The 16629-nt window shown below is 68.3% G+C and carries 17 protein-coding genes, 2 tRNA genes and 1 riboswitch; of the genes, 8 read left to right on the top strand and 11 right to left on the bottom strand.

Annotated elements, in window-relative coordinates; genetic code table 11:
- Window positions 1-57: 57 nt before the first annotated feature.
- Entirely contained in the window at window positions 58-1215 is a 1158-nt protein-coding gene (locus ACPYN9_RS09075) for an SGNH/GDSL hydrolase family protein (protein ID WP_424465863.1), read from the bottom strand.
- 53 nt (window positions 1216-1268) lie between these two features.
- Window positions 1269-1341, bottom strand: a tRNA-Arg gene (locus ACPYN9_RS09080).
- Window positions 1342-1420: 79 nt separating this feature from the next.
- On the opposite strand from ACPYN9_RS09080, the gene orn reads away from it, so the two are divergent.
- A complete protein-coding gene (gene orn, locus ACPYN9_RS09085) occupies window positions 1421-2041 on the top strand; it encodes an oligoribonuclease (RefSeq protein ID WP_424465865.1) in 621 nt (206 codons plus the stop codon).
- Between the two features lie 49 nt (window positions 2042-2090).
- Window positions 2091-2166: transfer RNA gene (locus ACPYN9_RS09090), tRNA-His, on the top strand.
- A 133-nt stretch (window positions 2167-2299) separates the two neighbouring features.
- Here ACPYN9_RS09090 and ACPYN9_RS09095 read toward each other — a convergent pair.
- On the bottom strand, window positions 2300-3280 hold the full coding sequence (locus tag ACPYN9_RS09095) for an EamA family transporter (protein ID WP_424465866.1): 981 nt from the start codon (window positions 3278-3280) through the stop codon (window positions 2300-2302).
- A gap of 72 nt (window positions 3281-3352) precedes the next feature.
- Between ACPYN9_RS09095 and ACPYN9_RS09100 the strand changes: the two genes are divergently transcribed.
- A complete protein-coding gene (locus ACPYN9_RS09100; protein ID WP_424465868.1) occupies window positions 3353-4279 on the top strand; it encodes a LysR family transcriptional regulator in 927 nt (308 codons plus the stop codon).
- A 96-nt stretch (window positions 4280-4375) separates the two neighbouring features.
- Here the strand turns inward: ACPYN9_RS09100 and ACPYN9_RS09105 are convergent, their stop codons facing one another.
- From ACPYN9_RS09105 to ACPYN9_RS09115, 3 genes are all read right to left on the bottom strand, one after another.
- A complete protein-coding gene (locus tag ACPYN9_RS09105) occupies window positions 4376-4981 on the bottom strand; it encodes a phosphoribosylanthranilate isomerase (protein ID WP_424465869.1) in 606 nt (201 codons plus the stop codon).
- Between the two features lie 81 nt (window positions 4982-5062).
- Window positions 5063-5398: a hypothetical protein gene (locus ACPYN9_RS09110; protein ID WP_424465871.1), complete on the bottom strand. Its 336-nt coding sequence runs from the start codon at window positions 5396-5398 to the stop codon at window positions 5063-5065.
- Between the two features lie 62 nt (window positions 5399-5460).
- Entirely contained in the window at window positions 5461-6234 is a 774-nt protein-coding gene (locus tag ACPYN9_RS09115; RefSeq protein ID WP_424465873.1) for a class I SAM-dependent methyltransferase, read from the bottom strand.
- 56 nt (window positions 6235-6290) lie between these two features.
- On the opposite strand from ACPYN9_RS09115, the gene ACPYN9_RS09120 reads away from it, so the two are divergent.
- The 3 genes from ACPYN9_RS09120 to ACPYN9_RS09130 are packed head-to-tail and all read left to right on the top strand — an operon-like array spanning window position 6291 to window position 7783.
- A complete protein-coding gene (locus tag ACPYN9_RS09120; RefSeq protein WP_424465875.1) occupies window positions 6291-6731 on the top strand; it encodes a cytidine deaminase family protein in 441 nt (146 codons plus the stop codon).
- Between the two features lie 47 nt (window positions 6732-6778).
- Window positions 6779-7126, top strand: a complete 348-nt coding sequence (locus ACPYN9_RS09125) for a metallopeptidase family protein (RefSeq protein ID WP_424465876.1) — start codon at window positions 6779-6781, stop codon at window positions 7124-7126.
- Between the two features lie 42 nt (window positions 7127-7168).
- A complete protein-coding gene (locus tag ACPYN9_RS09130) occupies window positions 7169-7783 on the top strand; it encodes a hypothetical protein (RefSeq protein ID WP_424465878.1) in 615 nt (204 codons plus the stop codon).
- 15 nt (window positions 7784-7798) lie between these two features.
- On the opposite strand, the gene ACPYN9_RS09135 is transcribed toward ACPYN9_RS09130, so the two are convergent.
- The 5 genes from ACPYN9_RS09135 to ACPYN9_RS09155 all read right to left on the bottom strand — a co-directional run bounded on the left by ACPYN9_RS09135 (window position 7799) and on the right by ACPYN9_RS09155 (window position 11917).
- Window positions 7799-8371 carry an ATP-binding protein gene (locus tag ACPYN9_RS09135; protein WP_424465880.1) on the bottom strand — a complete coding sequence of 191 codons (573 nt, stop codon included), beginning with the start codon at window positions 8369-8371 and terminating at the stop codon, window positions 7799-7801.
- The gene (locus ACPYN9_RS09140) at window positions 8368-9222 is read right to left on the bottom strand and encodes an energy-coupling factor transporter transmembrane component T family protein (RefSeq protein ID WP_424465882.1); all 855 of its coding nucleotides are present in this window, start codon (window positions 9220-9222) and stop codon (window positions 8368-8370) included. The genes ACPYN9_RS09135 and ACPYN9_RS09140 overlap by 4 nt, the downstream gene beginning before the upstream one ends.
- Complete coding sequence (locus ACPYN9_RS09145; RefSeq protein WP_424465884.1) at window positions 9219-10745, bottom strand: ABC transporter ATP-binding protein; 1527 nt, start codon at window positions 10743-10745, stop codon at window positions 9219-9221. The genes ACPYN9_RS09140 and ACPYN9_RS09145 overlap by 4 nt, the downstream gene beginning before the upstream one ends.
- A gap of 5 nt (window positions 10746-10750) precedes the next feature.
- A complete protein-coding gene (locus tag ACPYN9_RS09150) occupies window positions 10751-11398 on the bottom strand; it encodes an ECF transporter S component (RefSeq protein WP_424465886.1) in 648 nt (215 codons plus the stop codon).
- Between the two features lie 50 nt (window positions 11399-11448).
- A riboswitch (TPP riboswitch) is annotated at window positions 11449-11558 on the bottom strand.
- A gap of 26 nt (window positions 11559-11584) precedes the next feature.
- Window positions 11585-11917 carry a spore germination protein GerW family protein gene (locus ACPYN9_RS09155; RefSeq protein ID WP_424465888.1) on the bottom strand — a complete coding sequence of 111 codons (333 nt, stop codon included), beginning with the start codon at window positions 11915-11917 and terminating at the stop codon, window positions 11585-11587.
- Window positions 11918-12056: 139 nt separating this feature from the next.
- Here ACPYN9_RS09155 and glgX point away from each other — a divergent pair, with 139 nt between their 5' ends.
- Together glgX and treY are read left to right on the top strand one after the other, a co-directional pair.
- Window positions 12057-14252, top strand: a complete 2196-nt coding sequence (gene glgX, locus ACPYN9_RS09160; RefSeq protein WP_424465889.1) for a glycogen debranching protein GlgX — start codon at window positions 12057-12059, stop codon at window positions 14250-14252.
- Window positions 14253-14255: 3 nt separating this feature from the next.
- Window positions 14256-16601, top strand: a complete 2346-nt coding sequence (treY, locus tag ACPYN9_RS09165) for a malto-oligosyltrehalose synthase (RefSeq protein WP_424465891.1) — start codon at window positions 14256-14258, stop codon at window positions 16599-16601.
- Window positions 16602-16629: the final 28 nt, after the last annotated feature.

Consider the following 16629-nt stretch of genomic DNA (forward strand, 5'->3'; position numbering starts at 1 on the left):
AGATGGGAGGCCATGCTCAATGGTGACAGGCGCGGCTTGACGTCGGGCGCGGGGCGCTCAGCGGGCGGCGTCGAACGGACCACCCTGCACGAAGGCGTAGGCCGCGAACCGCTCGCCGATGAGCTGGTGGGCTTCGGGCCCCGGGTGCAGGGCGTCTCGCAGCGGCAGGCGCGCCGCATCCGCTTCCCCGTAAAGCTCGGTGCCTTGGAGGTAGTGCAGGTTGGGGTCGGATGCGCGCCGCTCGGCGAGCGCGGCGAGCTCGCGCCTGATGACGCTGAGCGTGAGGCGCCCCTGCGCTTCGTCGCCGGGAGTGCCCGTCGCGATGAACCGGACCTGGCCGGTCGCGAACGATGCCGGGTCGAACGCGCCCGGCCCGGCGGTGTGCTCGTGGATCGCGCAGAAGATCGGCGAGATGAGCACAATCGGGGTCGCTGGATGCCCGTCGCGGATCGTGTCGAGGAACCCGTTCACGGCCGGGACGAACGCCCGCAGGCGCATCGCGTCGGCGTTCACGACGTTGATGCCGAGCTTCACGCTGATGAAGTCAGCCGGGGTATCGCGCATGACCCGGGCGAGGAACGGGTCGACCATGGCGCTGCCCCCGAGGCCGAGGTTCACGAGCTCAACCCCGGCGCTGCGGGCCGCGACGGCGGGCCAGATGGCGCTCGGCGCAGTGGCGTTCGACCCGTGGCTGATCGAACTGCCGTGGTGCAGCCACACCGGCGCGGATGCGGCCACCGGCTCAAGCGGCGCGTCCGAGCGCAGCGCAACCAACTCCACCGACTCGTTGTGGGGAAGCCAGAACTCGACGCGCTTCGTCACCCGTGGCCTGAGGTTCCCGACGATGGTCGTGTGCGACGCCCCCTCGTGCTGCGACATCGCGCCAGTCTGCAGATTGACCTCGACGGCGTCGCCGCCCGTCAGTTCGTCACTCGCCGCCCGCTCTCCGTCGACGAAGACATCGACGCGGCCGCGGGGTCTCTCGATCCCCGTGTAGACGGACCGCGTGGACTGCAACTCCAGCTCAACGCGCTCTGCGTGCGTCTCGAACACGACGCGGACGCCAGACGGCTGGCTTTCGACAAGCAGCAGCTGCGGATCCGGGAACTGCGCGCGAACGACTTCGGGAAGCCGGTGCGGCCGCACTCCCCTGGTGGTCTGCTCGAGCTCGACTGCGCCGCGGATGAACTCTGGCGAGAGCTGGGTGACAATCACGAGGATGCCTCCGAAATCGGGGTCGGCGTAGGCCGAGAGGCTGCGGAGAGAAGTGCCCCAGGCAGGATTCGAACCTGCGACCGACGGATTAGAAGGCCGTTGCTCTATCCACTGAGCTACTGGGGCGCGATCCCAGCCAGCATAGCGGCCCTCGAAACGCTCCACTGGCCGCCACGAAACTCGGGGAATCACTACGATGGCCCTCATGGCTATTGCTCAGGAACGTCTCGTCTGGATCGACTGCGAGATGACAGGCCTCGACCCGTCGATCGACGAGCTGGTCGAAGTCGCCGCGTTCGTGACCGACAGTGACCTGAACATTCTCGACGAAGGCTTCGAGATCGTCATCTCCGCCAGCGAGGCCGCGATGGCCAATATGGGCGAGTTCGTGACGCAGATGCACACGACCTCTGGCCTCATCGAGGAGATCCCGAACGGCGCGACGCTCGAGGCCGCGACCGCGGAACTGCTCGCGTACCTGAAGAAGCACGTGCCTGTCCCCCGCACGGCGCCGCTCGCCGGCAACACGATCGGCACCGACCGCATGTTCCTCGCGAAGTACATGCCTGAGGTTGATCAGCACCTTCACTACCGCAACGTCGACGTCTCGACGCTGAAGGAGCTGTCGCGACGTTGGTTCCCGCGCGTCTACTTCCACTCGCCCGACAAAGACGGCGGCCACCGCGCCAAAGCAGACATCCTCGAGTCCATTCGGGAGCTCAAGTACTACCGCAAGGCGGTGCTCGTGCCCAAGCCCGGACCGACAAGCGAGGAGCTCCGAGAGGTCGCGGCTGACGTGGTGAACGACTTCGCCCAAAATCTGTAATAGACTCTCGGAGTCGCAGGCGAGCGAGAGCGAGCGTGCGGCAGACATGGTGGGTATAGCTCAGCTGGTAGAGCGCCTGGTTGTGGTCTAGGAGGCCGCGGGTTCAAGCCCCGTTACTCACCCCATGTAGAAGGCCCCGAGTCCTGAGGACTCGGGGCCTTCGTGGTTCGGCCGGCGCGTCCTCCAGCGACGCCTTGACCGCATCCACACGGGAGATACAGCTTCCCAGTGCCTGGAACCTGCATCTCCCGCGTGCTTCTAGCGAGGCGCGGTGGCCTCGAGTTCTGGCTCGCCGGGCAGGCGCTGGTCCCGGATGCTCGGCGCCGGGATGCTCGACCCCGGGATGCTCGGCGCCGGCTCGAGCGCGGGCGCCGTGGCGGGCATCCGGCTCGCCCACAGCACCCCGAAGAGCACGATCGCGCCGCCGACGAGCTCAAGCGGTCCTGGGCGCTCCCCCAGCACCAGCCAGGCCGTCGAGATGCCGACGACGGGGATCAGCATCGAGAACGGCGCGACCACGCCGGCTGGGTGGCGCTTCATGAGCCACACCCAGATGCCGGAACCGAGGACCGTGCCGAGCACGATCGTGTAGACGAGCCCCACCCAGGCGGGAAGCGCGGCAACGGTCCAGGCCGTCGCGAGCGACATCCAGATCTGCTCGGGCCCCTCAACCAGTAGCGAGACCGCGAGCATCGGGATGGGCGGCACCACGGCCATCCACATTGTCAGGTGCAGTGGCTTGGGCGGTTCCGCCAGGCGGCTCGAGATATTGCCGATCGCCCAGCCGAAGGCTCCGATCACGACCAGCAGGAACGGCCACCAGCTGCCGGCGCCGCCCCGGGCCACGCCGACGAGCAGCAGGCCGGCGACGGCAAGCGCGATGCCGACGACACGGCGGGTCGTGAGTTTCTCGCGCAGGAAGATCGCGCCGAGGAGCACCGTGAAAGGCGCTGACATCTGCAGCACCAGTGACGCGAGCCCGGTCGGGAAGCCCGCAGTCATGCCGAGGTAGAGGCCCACGAACTGCAGCGTGCCAAACCCGAGCCCGTAGCCGATGAGCCAGCGCAACTTCACGTTGGGCCGCGGGATGAACAGCATGGTCGGGATCGCGAGGAACCCGAAACGCAGGGCGATGAGGAAGAACGGCGGGAACTGCTCGAGCGACGCATGAATGGCGAGGAAGTTCACGCCCCAGAGGACTGCGACGAGGCAGGCGAGCGCGATATGACGTGGGGGCACGGGCTCAGTCTGGGGCGTGCAGACTCTGAAGCACCAGTGATGATCGGTGAGGCATCACTGTAGGCTCCCTTCATGGAGTTCCGGCACCTCGAGCTGCTCAGAGACCTGTCGATGCGCGGCACCCTCGCTGCCGTCGCCGCTGCGACCCATCGCACGCCCTCCGCGGTCTCGCAACAACTCAAGACCGCCGAGCGTGAACTCGGGGTGCGTCTCGTCGAGCCCTTCTCGCGGGGCCTGCGGCTCACGGCGGCTGGGCAGATCCTCGCCGACGGGGCCGACGACGTCGGCCGCGCGCTCGCCGCGGTGCAGGGGAAACTCGAGGCCAGCCTCGGCGAGCCCAGCGGCACGGTCTCCATCGGTGCACTGCCGAGTGCGAGCGAGGCGCTCTTCCCGGGGCTCCTGCAGCGGACAGCGGGTTCGGCGATCACGCTCGAGCTCGACGACTTCGACCTCGCGGAGTCCGAGTACGCGACGCGGACGCTCGACGCCGACATCGTGATCGGGCACAGCCTCACGGGCGACGTCCCGCGCGGCGCAGAGCACCTCCAATCGCGCGTGCTTGCGCGCGAACCCATCGACGTCGCGCTGCCGGCGACGCATCCGCTCGCAGCCCTCGATCGACTTGCACCAGGTGACCTCGTCGGCACGGCCTGGGTCGGCGTACCGCTCGGGTACCCGTTCGACAGCATCCTCATCGCGGTCGAGAACGCGACGAGTACCAACCTCGACCGACTGCAGCGGTTGCGCGACAACCGCCTCGTCGAGGCGCTTGTCGCGACAGGGGCGGGCCTCGCGCTGCTCCCAAGGTTCACGACCAGGCCGCGCCCCGGCGTCGTGTTGCGCCCCCTCGACGGGGTCCGCTCGGTGCGCAGCATCGTGGCCCTTGCGCGGCCCGACCGACACGCGCGCTACGCGGTGCGCACCGTCCTCGACCACCTGACGTCGGCAGGGGCAGAGCTCGAGGCGCAATTCGGCGAAGTCGAGCCACCGCGTCCCTGACCAACTTCAGTGCCCAGGCAGCGGATGCACGCGGGATGCGGCGTCTGAAGTCGCTCTCGTCACGGAAGTTGGACAGTTGGACCCGGACCGGGGCAGTCAGCCCGCCGTCTTCGCCGAGGAGACGAAGTCTCGGATGCGCGCATGGTCCTTGACGCCCGGCGCCGACTCGACCCCGCTCGAGACGTCAACGCCCCAGGGATGGGCCTGGCCGATCGCCTCCGCGACGTTTCCGGGATGCAGGCCGCCGGCGAGCAGCCAGCGACCGTCGGGCCTGCGGCGGGTGAGCTCCGAAAGGTCCCAGCGTTCCCCCGAACCGGGTTTGGGCGCATCCAGCAGCAGAAGCTCTTCCCCGAAGGCGCCCACGTGCAGCTCAGGGTCGTCGGCGAGCGATGTCGCCCGCCAGATGCGCGGGAAAATCTCGCCGGCGGCGCGCACCTCGTCGGCCGTGTAGGAGCCGTGGAGCTGAAGGACGTTCGCGCCGACCTCGAGCGCGATCGCTGCCGCGTCGGTCGCCGGCATATCGTGGACAACCAGCACCCGATCGACGCGCTCGGGCACGGAGCCGAAGATCTCGGCGGCCTCGGCGGCGGTGCGCCTGCGCGGACTCGTGCGGCTCATGACGACGCCGATGGCGTCGGCCCCGCTCTCGACGGCAACCGCCGCCGACTCGACAGAGTCCAGGCCACACACTTTGACGTACACGCGAGAAATCCTAGGCGCTCCCTTGTTCCGCTGCGGTGACGAGTCGCCTGACCGTGATTCGTCGGCGCTGACCGACCGAGGTCAGGCTGCCGGTCGGCGCCGCTTCGGCGCGATGAACTCCACGAGTGAGAAGATTCCGAGGGCGACGAGGGCGCCTGCACCCGCCGCGCTCAGCGTGACGAGCACGAAGCCCCACGCCACCGAGAGGGCCACGGTCGCCGACAGCGTGAGCATCCACAGGCTGACCAGCAGAAGCAGAAGCGCCCCGGCCAGCATCAGCCAGCGAGTGCGGTCAAGCAGCCGAGGGCGCCTCGATCTGAGGAGGCGAAGCGCGACGCCGACGCCGAGCAGCGTCAGCCAGAACGCGCCATTCGCGACACCGCCGTGCGTCAGGGTCGTCCCCAGGGCTTCGATCATGTCGCCATTCTTCCCGACGCTGCAAACACACGCCAGGACCCAGGCGCCCGGCACCCACCTCGTCAGTCGCGCACGGCCATCAACCGGAACCGCCGCTGGGTCACGACGATCGGCCGGTCGCCGTCGAGGCGCTGCAGCTGCTCGATATTGTCGTCGACGCTGAATCCCGGAACGTCCCACGGCACGAGCGCGAGGTACTCGACGACGGCCAACGCATCGGCGAACTCCATGCGGCCGGTCCAGTCGTCGGCGGCTTCGACGCGAAGTCCCGCCGACTGCAGCGCGATTTGCGTGTTGGCCAGCGTCACGTCCGCATGCGGCGGTTCACCACCGAACCACTGACGAAACTCGTGAGCTTCCCGCCCGTCGACCTGCTGCGTGAGAAAGCGCCCACCCGGCGCCAGCACTCGGGCGACCTCGCGCGCGTCGAACTCCTCGTGACGGGCGATGACCAGATCGAGGGAGCCCTCCGCGAACGGGAGTGGCTCTCCGGCCTCGACGTCGTGTCCATGCACACCCACCCCGTGGGGTTCGAGGTTGCGGCGGGCGACGGCGACGTTCGGTGCCCACCCTTCAGTCGCGTCGACCTCGAGCCCTTCGTTAACGGAGCGGCCGAGGGCTTCGAGCAACGAGACGAGCCGCTCGCCACCGCCGGTTCCGAGGTCCGCGACTCGGGATGCGGTCGCTAGAGCAGCGCGACATTCGGCGTCGAAGTCCCAGTCGGGTTCAGCGGCCGCGAGGCGCCCATCAAGGCGGCTGAAGTCCCAGCCGATCATCCGCGCCGCAGCGTGCGCTCCCCGCCACGCCTGCACGCGCGCATCCGTCGAAGCTTCCACCACGTCAGGCTAACGACCGAGGCCTGGGGGTCCGATACGCCTCGTAGGCTTCCGGCATGGCCACGTTCCAGCTCGCGTCTTCCCGCCCCCTCACCGAGTCGGAACTGGCAGTCGTCGCAGCGGCCAGATCGACGATCGACGCAACAACAGACGCGGGGCCCGACGAGGACGGCATCCACACGGTCGGAGCTGCTGTGCGCGGGAACGACGGTCGAATGCACGTGGGTGTGAACGTCCACCATTTCACGGGCGGTCCTTGCGCCGAGCTCGTCGCGCTCGGCGCGGCCCGCGCCGCCGGTGCCTTCGAGCTGACGCACATTGTCGCGGTTGCGAATCACGGCCGCGGGGTCATGAGTCCCTGCGGGCGCGACCGACAGGTGCTCGCCGACCACTACCCCGACATTCGCGTGATCTTGCCCGGGCCCGATGGCCTGATCAGCGTGGAAGCACGCGAGCTCCTCCCCCTCGCCTACGACCACGCCGCGGCGCAGGTGTAGGGAGCCCGCGGCGGTCTCACCCAGCATTCCTGCTGGACAATGGGCGAATGGACATGTCGCGTGAGGACTTCGAGGCTCTGGTCGTCGACGAGCTGGACGCGCTGCCTGACGAGATGGTCGATGGTCTCGACAACGTGATCTTCGTCGTCGAAGACCGCCCGGAAGACGGCTCGCTCGATCTTCTCGGGGTCTACGAGGGCTTCGCGCTCACGGACCGCGGCCAGTACGGTTTCGGCGAGCTGCCGGACCGCATCGTGCTCTTCCGCGAACCGCTGCTGTCGATCTGCGACGATGAGGAAACGCTCCGCGACGAGGTGCATACGACACTCGTGCACGAGATCGCGCATTTCTATGGCATCGACGATGCGCAGCTCCACGAACTCGGCTGGGCGTAGGGCGACCGCATTCGTTCAGTGCGGGCCCGGTACGCTTCCGGGATGCAGCACTCGGCACCAGCACGCGAGCCCCTGCGGGTCGGACGTCTCCTATGGGGCATCCTGTTACTCCTCGCGGCCCCGGCGTTCGCCATCTGGATCGCGGTGGTGGGTCTCCTGTCGGCGTTCGCGGCCGCGAACATCACCGTCAATGCCACTGGCTCCATCCCGGTGCTCGCCTCACTCGGGCAGGGCCTTCTCTCGGCGTTCGCGTACTGGGCTACGTTCATCTCAGCGGGCGCTGGCCTGATCGCGTTGATCCTGCTGGGCGTGCAGAGCATTCAAGCGGCGCGGAGGCCCGCACCTGCCTCTCCTGGCCCCACCTTCGCCGCAGTCCTCTGGGCCTGGGCTCTCGCGATTCCCCTCGCCACGGGATTCGGCGCGCTGGTCGGAACGGTGCTCGCCCCGGTCGCCGACAGCATCGGCACCGACCTGTCGCTCGACGCAGGCCCCGGCACGGGCATCAACTACGACGACGCCGTCTACGGTCTCATGACGGGCGGCGCCTGGCTGCTCGCGGCGATCATCGGGCTCGCACTCGCCATCGTCCGCACGATTCGGTTCGTCCGCTCCCGTCGCCAGGCCAGGGCCGGGCATGCCGGGGACGCTGCCCGCTGAGACTGGTCGTCAGGCTCACTGGCCGGGTTCTACCTCGATGACGACATCGGCCAGGAGGAACGGAGCATTACGGCGCCAGTGCTCGCGCTCCTGAGCTGCCCACATCTCCCAGAACTCCTCGAAGACGCCGATATCGCCCGGTCGTGACAGGGCCCGCGGTTTCCGGTGCGCCTCATCGAGCTCGATCCACACCGTTGTGGTCGCGAGGGGCGCGCTCTCGCGGGTCAGTGACCCGCACCCCTCGATGATCAGCGGCGCACCGCCATCGATGTCGCGCCATGGCCCTGACGCATCCGCCGCCCAATCCCAGCTCTGGTAGCCGGGGCGGTTCGCGCCGCCCGGATGCTCGTGCTTGAGCATGTCGCGGTGCACCGCCTGCGAGGCGGCGGCGAGCCCACCCCAGCCCGGGTACGCGTCGTCCAGCGACACGAGCTGCGCATCCACGAAGCCCCGGTCTCGGAATGCAGCGAGCAGTTCCCCCGCGAGCGTGGTCTTGCCCGAACCGGAGCCGCCGTCGATGAGCACGACCGGCCGCGCACCGCCCGCGTCGGCAAGCACTCGGTCCAGGAGCTGCGCCGCCGCGGTCACGCGCTGCCCACGAGCCGGTATGACCCAGTCGCCACGGCGACCGCGACGGCGGCCGCCGCGATCGCGACCGCGGCCATCACCAGCACGACGTCCCGCCAGCCGAGCCGCGAGGGCCGGGCCCAGGTTCGCGCCACGTCCTCCGCGCCGAATCCGCGCGCTTCCATCACGGTCGCGAGGGTGCCGGCCCGCCGGATCGCGAGCGCAAGCAGCGCGAACGCCATCGTCATCAGGCGTCTGACCGCACCCGAGTCACCCAGCCCGCGCGCCCGCCGCGCCTGGCTCATCGCAGTCCAATCGTCACGGAAGACGGCGAAGAGGCGGATGCCCGCGAGCGCCGAGACGACGAACCGTGCGGGCAGGTGCGCGACCTGGGCGAGCCCATCGGCGAGGCGTGTCGGGTCGATGCGACTGAGCACCACGAGCGTGGGCAGGCCGATGGCGAGCACTCGCAGCCCGACGGCGATGGCCAGCTGAATGGAGTTGTCGGTGATGTTCGCGTAGAGGAACTGCCCGTAACTGGTCCCGCCCGGCTTGGCGTACAGCAGCATGCTCATGGCCGAGACCGGGGCTGCGACGAGCAGAATCCAGCTCGAGCGCAGCGCCTCCAGCGGGCGGACCCCGGCGATGCCGAGGGCGACCGTCGCGAGCGCGAGGGCGACCACCGCGGAGGTCACGTCGAGCGTCGTGAGGAGTGGAATGGAGTAGAGCACCGCGGCGAGGAACGGCGTGACCGGGTTGACTCGGTCGAGGAACCGCTCACCGGCGGGCAGCACCTCGGCCGGAACCCCGTCACGGTCGAGGTCGGGCGTCCGCGCCGGTCGTGCGCCGGGTGCCGCGAGGTCGCGGCTCATGCTGGCACCGTCGCGTTTGCTCGCTCGTGGGCTTCGATGCGGATGCACTGGTCGCCGAGTACGCGCACGAGCTGTTCGTCGTGGGTCACGGAGACCAGCGAGTGCCCCTCGGCGACGAGGCCCGACATGATGGTGACGAGCTCCGTCCAGGTTCTCCGGTCCTGCCCGAAGGTGGGCTCGTCGAAGATGAGGACCCGAGGCGCCGTCGCGAGGACCGTCGCGACTGAGAGCCTGCGCTGCTCACCGCCCGAGAGGGTGAACGGGTGCGCTTCGGCGAGGTGCGAGAGCCGGAGCGCCGCCAGCAGTTCGTCGACGCGCTCGCTCGTCTCTCGTTTTCCACGGCCCGCCGCATCCGGGCCCACCTCCAGCTCACGTCGCACCGTGGGGGCGACGAACTGGTGCTCCGGTTGCTGGAAGACGGTGCCGATGCGTGTGAGCAGCTGGCGGGAGCGCCAGGCAGACGGATGCGGACCGGCTGGCTGTGGTCGCCGGAGCCGGCCCAGGCCCCAGCCGTTCGCTCGCACACGTGGGTCGTCGCCCGCGTCGCGCAGGGCAGTCGTCGCGCGGACTTCGCCCTCGACCGGCTTCAGCAGGCCGGCGAGCGTCAGCGCGAGGGTCGTCTTGCCTGCTCCGTTCGGTCCGAGCACGACGGTCGACTCCCCCGCCCGGAGTGTAGCGTCGAGCTGGGTATGCAGGGGGTGGTCGGCCCGCCCGAAGCCGAGGCTATCGGCCACGAGCAGCTCGGCACCCGGCGCAACCGGGGCTCGCGGCACCTGCGGCTCGTGCCCGCCGATCCAGACGCCAGCGGCGAGGAGCGCATCCCGGTGCCGCTCGAGGACCACATCCGGATCGCCGTCGGCGAGCAGATGCTGGTCACCACCGAGCACGACGACCCGGTCGACGCTCGAGCGCCACACATCGACGCGGTGCTCGATCACGATGAGCGTCGCGCTTCTCGCTTTCGCAGCACGGACGACCGCATCGCGGACCTCCTCGACGCCTGCCGGATCAAGGTTGGCGGTCGGTTCGTCGAGCAGGATGAGGTTCGGACGCATCGCGAGCACACCGGCGATCGCGAGGCGCTGCCGTTCACCGCCGGAGAGTTGGGCCGTCGAACGATCCAACGGCATCCGCAGGCCGACCGCGTCGAGCGCCTCGCGGACACACACCCACGTCTCCGCTCGCGGGACCCCGAGATTCTCGCACCCGAACGCGACATCGTCGCCGATGCGGGCGAGGATCGTGTTGGCCTGCGGGTCCTGCAGCACCAGCCCGACGGTGCCGCGAGCATCCGTCGGGTGCTTGCCGTCGATCAGCAGCGAGCCGAGCTCCTGACCGTCGTCCTCGTGGTCGCCGAGCACGCCCGCAAGCGCCGCCAGGAGCGTCGACTTCCCCGCTCCCGACGGCCCGAGCAGGAGCACCGACTCGCCGGGCTCGATCGTCAGGTCGAGTCCGGAGACCGCCAGCTTCGCCCGGTCGGCGTGCCGCCAGCCCCACCCCCTCGCCACAACGCTCGCGCCCACGCGGGTCAGCCGATTCGCTTCGTGCTTCTGCCCGCAGCGAAGCGGTTCAGTGCGCCGGTCGCGGCGAGCGCGCGCGTCAGCAGCCAGCCGACGACACCCGCCAGCACGGCACCCGACACCACGATCGAGACCAGGTAGATCGTGAGGAGCTCAGGCCCCTTCTCGATGTTGGCGCTCAGGAAGAGCTCGAGTACCCACGCGGCGACCGCAGCGCCAGCGCCAGCGAGCATCGCGACGCCGAGGCCGAAGCGCTTGTAGAAGAACAGCGCGAAGATGATCTCGGCGCCGAGTCCCTGGGCGATGCCCGAGTAGACCGTCTCGATCGACCACTGGCTGCCGAGCAGCATCGAGACCGACGCCGCGAGCACCTCGACGAAGAGGGCTGCGCCCGGCTTGCGGATGATGAGCCCGCCGAGCACGCCGCCGAGCAGCCAGATACCGACCGCGATGCCGCCGACGCCGGGTGTGAACGCATCCATCACCGTGAACCACGCGTAGCCGACGCTGTTCCAGACGATGAAGATGAGCCCCGTCGCGACGCCGAGGACAGCGGCCGTGACGATGTCAATGACGCGCCAACGGAAGCGGCTCTTCGCCGGCTTCGCCGGAGCCTGCGCTGGCGCGGCAGGAGATGGATGTGCAGAGGTTGTCATGTGTGTGCCCTTTCGAGTGAAAGTGCACGGGCACAGAGCCTGGGGGTGGCTCTGCTCGGAGATGTGCCTCCCTGCGCTGGCATTACCCAGATCAGGTTTGACGGTCGAAGGCTTGTGCCTTCCTCTCAGCCCGGACTACCGGACTCCCGTGAACACCCCCGAGTATAGGCCGAACCGTGGCGCGAGCTACTTCTTGAGCGCCTTGATGAGGCGGGGAAGCGCGTGCCCGACGGTCCACACGAGCGGAATCGACACGACGAGCAGCGTGATGAGGTTCGGGCGGAAGCTGGTGCCGAACTCGTCGTCGACGTAGGCGCCGACCGGGACCGCCATGCCGCCACCACCGCCGCCCGAGGAGTTCTCCTGGCCTTCCTCGTTGCTCTCGCCGCCGCCGTAGCCATACGAAACGAGAGCGACCGGCAGGATCGTCGACTTGCCAAGCTCGACCTTCTCGCCATAGGCGAGCGTGACGCCGAGCTTCTTGACGGAATCGGTGAGGTTCTGTGTGAGGTTCGTCATGCGGCCAGCGTAGGTGCTCGACATGCCTGCCAACCAGGAGAAGTCCTGTGTGCTGGCGGGCGAGAGCGCTCCCACGCTTTGGTAGCTTTAGTGCCTGCATCCACACGCGATGTTCTTCGATGAAGCAATAGGAGCGTGCATGAAAACGTGGCCCGGCAATGCCTACCCCCTCGGAGCGACATTCGACGGAAGCGGCACCAACTTCGCGATCTTCAGCGAAGCCGCCCACAAGGTCGAGCTGTGCCTCTTCGATGAGGACGGCAATGAGGAGCGGGTAAGGCTCCACGAGCAAGATGCGCACGTCTGGCACGCCTACCTCCCGCACGTGCAGCCCGGCCAGCAGTACGGCTACCGGATGCACGGCGACTACGACCCCTCGAACGGCAGCCGGTGCAACCCGGCGAAGCTGCTCCTCGACCCGTACGCGAAGGCCACAACGGGCGACATCGACTGGGACCAGTCGCTGTTCAGCTACAACTTCGGCGACCCCGACTCCTTCAACGACCTCGACTCCGCGCCCCACATGATGAAGGGCGTCGTCATCAACCCCTACTTCGACTGGGCGGGCGACCGGAAGCCGGGAATCCCCTACAACGAGTCCCTCATCTACGAGGCCCACGTCAAGGGCCTCACCGAGCTGCACCCCGACGTGCCCGAGGAAATTCGCGGCACCTACGCCGGCATCGCGCACCCCGCAATCGTCGAGCACCTCAAGCGTCTCGGCGTCACCGCCATCGAGCTCATGCCCGTGCATCAGTTCGTGCAAGACAGCACACTGCTCGAAAAGGGCCTCCGCAACTATTGGGGCTACAACACCATCTCGTTCCTCGCGCCCCACGCCGACTACGCCTCGCAGGGCACGTCAGGCCAGCAGGTGCAGGAATTCAAGTCGATGGTGCGCACCCTGCACGCCAACGGCATCGAGGTCATCCTCGACGTCGTCTACAACCACACGGCCGAAGGCAACCACCTCGGGCCGACCCTCAGCTTTCGCGGCATCGACAACGCCGCCTACTACCGCCTCGAAGAAGACGATAAGCGGTACTACACCGACTACACGGGCACCGGCAACTCGCTCAACATGCGCCACCCGCATTCGCTGCAGCTCATCATGGACTCGCTGCGCTACTGGGTCACCGAGATGCACGTCGACGGCTTCCGCTTCGACCTCGCATCCACCCTCGCCCGCGAACTGCACGACGTCGACAAGCTGTCGACCTTCTTCGACCTCGTGCAGCAAGACCCTGTGGTCTCGCAGGTGAAGCTCATCGCCGAGCCCTGGGACGTCGGACCCGGCGGCTACCAGGTCGGTAACTTCCCTCCCCAGTGGACAGAGTGGAACGGCAAGTACCGCGATACCGTCCGCGATTTCTGGCGCGGCGAGCCCTCGACGCTCGGCGAGTTCGCAAGCCGCATCACCGGCTCCGCAGACCTCTACGAGCACTCCGGTCGGCGCCCCTTCGCATCCATCAACTTCGTGACCGCCCACGACGGCTTCACGCTGCGCGACCTCGTCTCCTACAACGAGAAGCACAACGACGCCAACGGTGAGAACGGCAACGACGGCGAAAGTCACAACCGCTCCTACAACCTCGGCGTCGAAGGCCCCACCGACGACCCCGAGATCAACGCCATGCGTGCCAGGCAGCAGCGGAACATCATCGCGACGATGCTGCTCAGCCAGGGCGTGCCCATGCTCCTCCACGGCGACGAGCTCGGCCGCACGCAGGAGGGCAACAACAACACCTACGCCCAAGACAGCGAGCTCAGCTGGGTGCACTGGGAGAACGCCGACGAGCCGCTCATCGAATTCACCCGCGCCGTCGCCCAGCTGCGAGCAGACCACCCGACGTTCCGACGACGCCGCTTCTTCAACGGCCGCGTCGAGAAGCGCGCAGAAGGATCCGCGTTGCCGGACATCGTGTGGCTGTCGACCGACGGCACGCAGATGGCCTCAGAAGACTGGAACGCAGAGTTCGTGAAGTCGATGGGCATGTTCCTGAACGGCAACGCCATCGCCGGCCGCGACGAACGCGGCGAGGAAATCACCGATGTGAGCTTCATGGTCTACTTCAACGCCAGCGAGACGGTCGTCGAGGCGACCCTCCCCAGCGTCGAGATCACCTCGCACTGGGACATCGTCATCGATACCTCCGGCATGCACACCGACCTCGAAGGCATCGAGCCAGGCGCGACGATCCCGCTCGAACCGCGCTCGCTCGTCGTGCTGCGCGAGGCGGAGCTCAAGGAGAAGCCAGACCACTCGGTCGCTGCCTCCGTCGCCGCCATGACGACACCCATCCCCATCATCACGCGGCCTCCCCTCGGCAGCTGACCCATGAACAGCGCGACGGAGACCATGATGCGCATCCCATCCAGCACCTACCGATTCCAGCTGACCTCGGAGTTCGACCTCGACGCCGCCGCCGAGCAGCTCCCCTACTTGGAGCAGCTCGGCGTGGGCTGGGTGTACCTCTCGCCCATCCTGCAGGCAACCCCGGGCAGCACCCACGGCTACGACGTCGTCGACCCCTCACGGGTGGACGACGAGCGGGGCGGTCGAGAAGCCCTCGAGCGATTCTCGGCCAGAGCACGCGAGCTCGGCCTCGGCGTGCTCGTCGACATCGTGCCCAACCACATGGGCGTCGGCACGCCCCGCGACAACCCGTGGTGGTGGGACGTGCTCGCGAACGGTAAGGATGCGGCGCACGCCGACTCCTTCGACATCGACTGGGAGGCGGGCGGCGGCAAGCTGCTCATCCCGACCGTCGGCGACGACGACATGCCGCGCGAGCGGGGCGACGCGATCGCCAACGTGAGCATCGACCGCGAGGCGGGCGTGCTCCGCTACCACTCCACCGAATTCCCCCTCGCCGAGGGCTCCGCACCGGAGGGCGCCTCGGTGCGCGATGTGCTCGATAAGCAGCACTACCAGCTCATCCACTGGCGCCAAGGCGACAGCCGCCTCAACTACCGCCGCTTCTTCACCATCACGTCACTCGCGGGCATCCGCGTCGAAGACGACTCCGTGTTCGAGGCCGCGCACGCCGAGATCTTCGACTGGATGCGACACCGCCTCGTCGACGGCCTGCGCATCGACCACCCGGACGGGCTGCGCGACCCAAGCGGCTACCTGCGCCACCTCGCCGACCGCACCCGAGGCGCCTACGTGCTCGTCGAGAAGATCCTCGAGGGCGACGAGTCGCTCCCCGCCGACTGGCGCACCGCCGGCACCACCGGTTACGATGCGCTCGGGCAGATCGACCGGGTGCTCGTCGATGCGAACGCCGAGGAAACGCTCGACGAGCTCGCCGGGAAAGACGGCCAGCCCATCTACTGGGAGCAGCTGATCCACGAGGCGAAGCGCGCCGTCGCGGATGTCTCGCTGAACGCCGAGATCCGCCGCATCGCCCGTGAGCTGCACTCGACGGGGCTCGAGAGCGAGCTCATCGAGGACTCGGTCACCGAGATCGCCGCCCACTTCGGCGTCTACCGCAGCTACCTGCCCACGGGCGCCAACCACCTCGCCGCGGCAGCACAGGCCGCCAAGGAGCAACGGCCCGACCTCGCCGAAGCGATCGCGCGCATCCTGCCGTTCCTCGAAGCACCCGAAGCCGAGGCAGCTCTGCGCCTCCAGCAGACCACCGGCATGATCATGGCCAAGGCCGTCGAAGACCGATCGTTCTACCGCTACGCGCGCCTCACCTCGCTCAACGAGGTCGGCGGCGACCCAAACCTCTTCTCGATCACCCCAGAGCGGTTCCACGAACTGCAAGCGGCGCGCGCCCGCGACTGGCCGGACGCCATGACCACCCTGTCGACGCACGACACGAAGCGCGGCGAAGACACGAGGGCACGCATCACCGCACTCAGCGAGGTGCCCGAGTTCTGGGCCGAGAGCGTCGCCGAGCTGCAGAACGTCGCCCCCATCGACGACAACGCCTTCGCGCAGCTCACCTGGCAGGCCATCATCGGAGCCTGGCCCGCATCCCGTGAGCGCCTCGTCGACTACCTGGAGAAGGCAGCCCGCGAAGCCGACCTGCACACGAGCTGGACGAACCCCAACCAGGAGTTCGAGGCACAACTGCACGCTGCCGTCGACGCCGTCTTCGACAACCCCGTCGCCTCGAACATCGTGCAGAACGTCGTCGCCGAGACTCAGGCCGCTGGCTGGTCGAACTCGCTCACCGCAAAGATCGTGCAGCTCACCATGCCAGGCATCCCAGACGTCTACCAGGGCACCGAGCTCTGGACACGAACACTGGTCGACCCGGACAACCGCCAGAGCGTCGACTACTCGTCGCGCACCGCGGCGCTCGACGCGATCCTGCACGGCGCCGTTCCCGAGATCGACGACTCCGGTGCGGCCAAGCTGCTCGTCACCGCAGCGTGCCTGCGACTGCGCCGAAGCCGCCCTGAGCTCTTCACCGACTACGAGGGCATCGTCGCGAACGGTCCCGCCGCAGAGCACGCACTGGCGTTCTCGCGCGGCGGCGCCATCACGATCGGCACACGCCTTCCCATCGGCCTCGAGCAAGGCGGAGGCTGGATCGGCACGACCATCCCCCTGCCGGAGGGCGAGTGGATCGACCAGCTCACCGCATCCGTCTACGTCGGCGGCAAAGACGTGCCGCTCGCGGCGATCCTGCAGCAGTACCCCGTGGCGCTGCTCGCGAAGTCCTGACCGCCGCCCGCATCCACACCACCTCGTC

The sequence above is a fragment of the Pseudoclavibacter helvolus genome, assembly GCF_049707175.1.
Classification (GTDB): Bacteria; Actinomycetota; Actinomycetes; order Actinomycetales; family Microbacteriaceae; genus Pseudoclavibacter; species Pseudoclavibacter helvolus_A.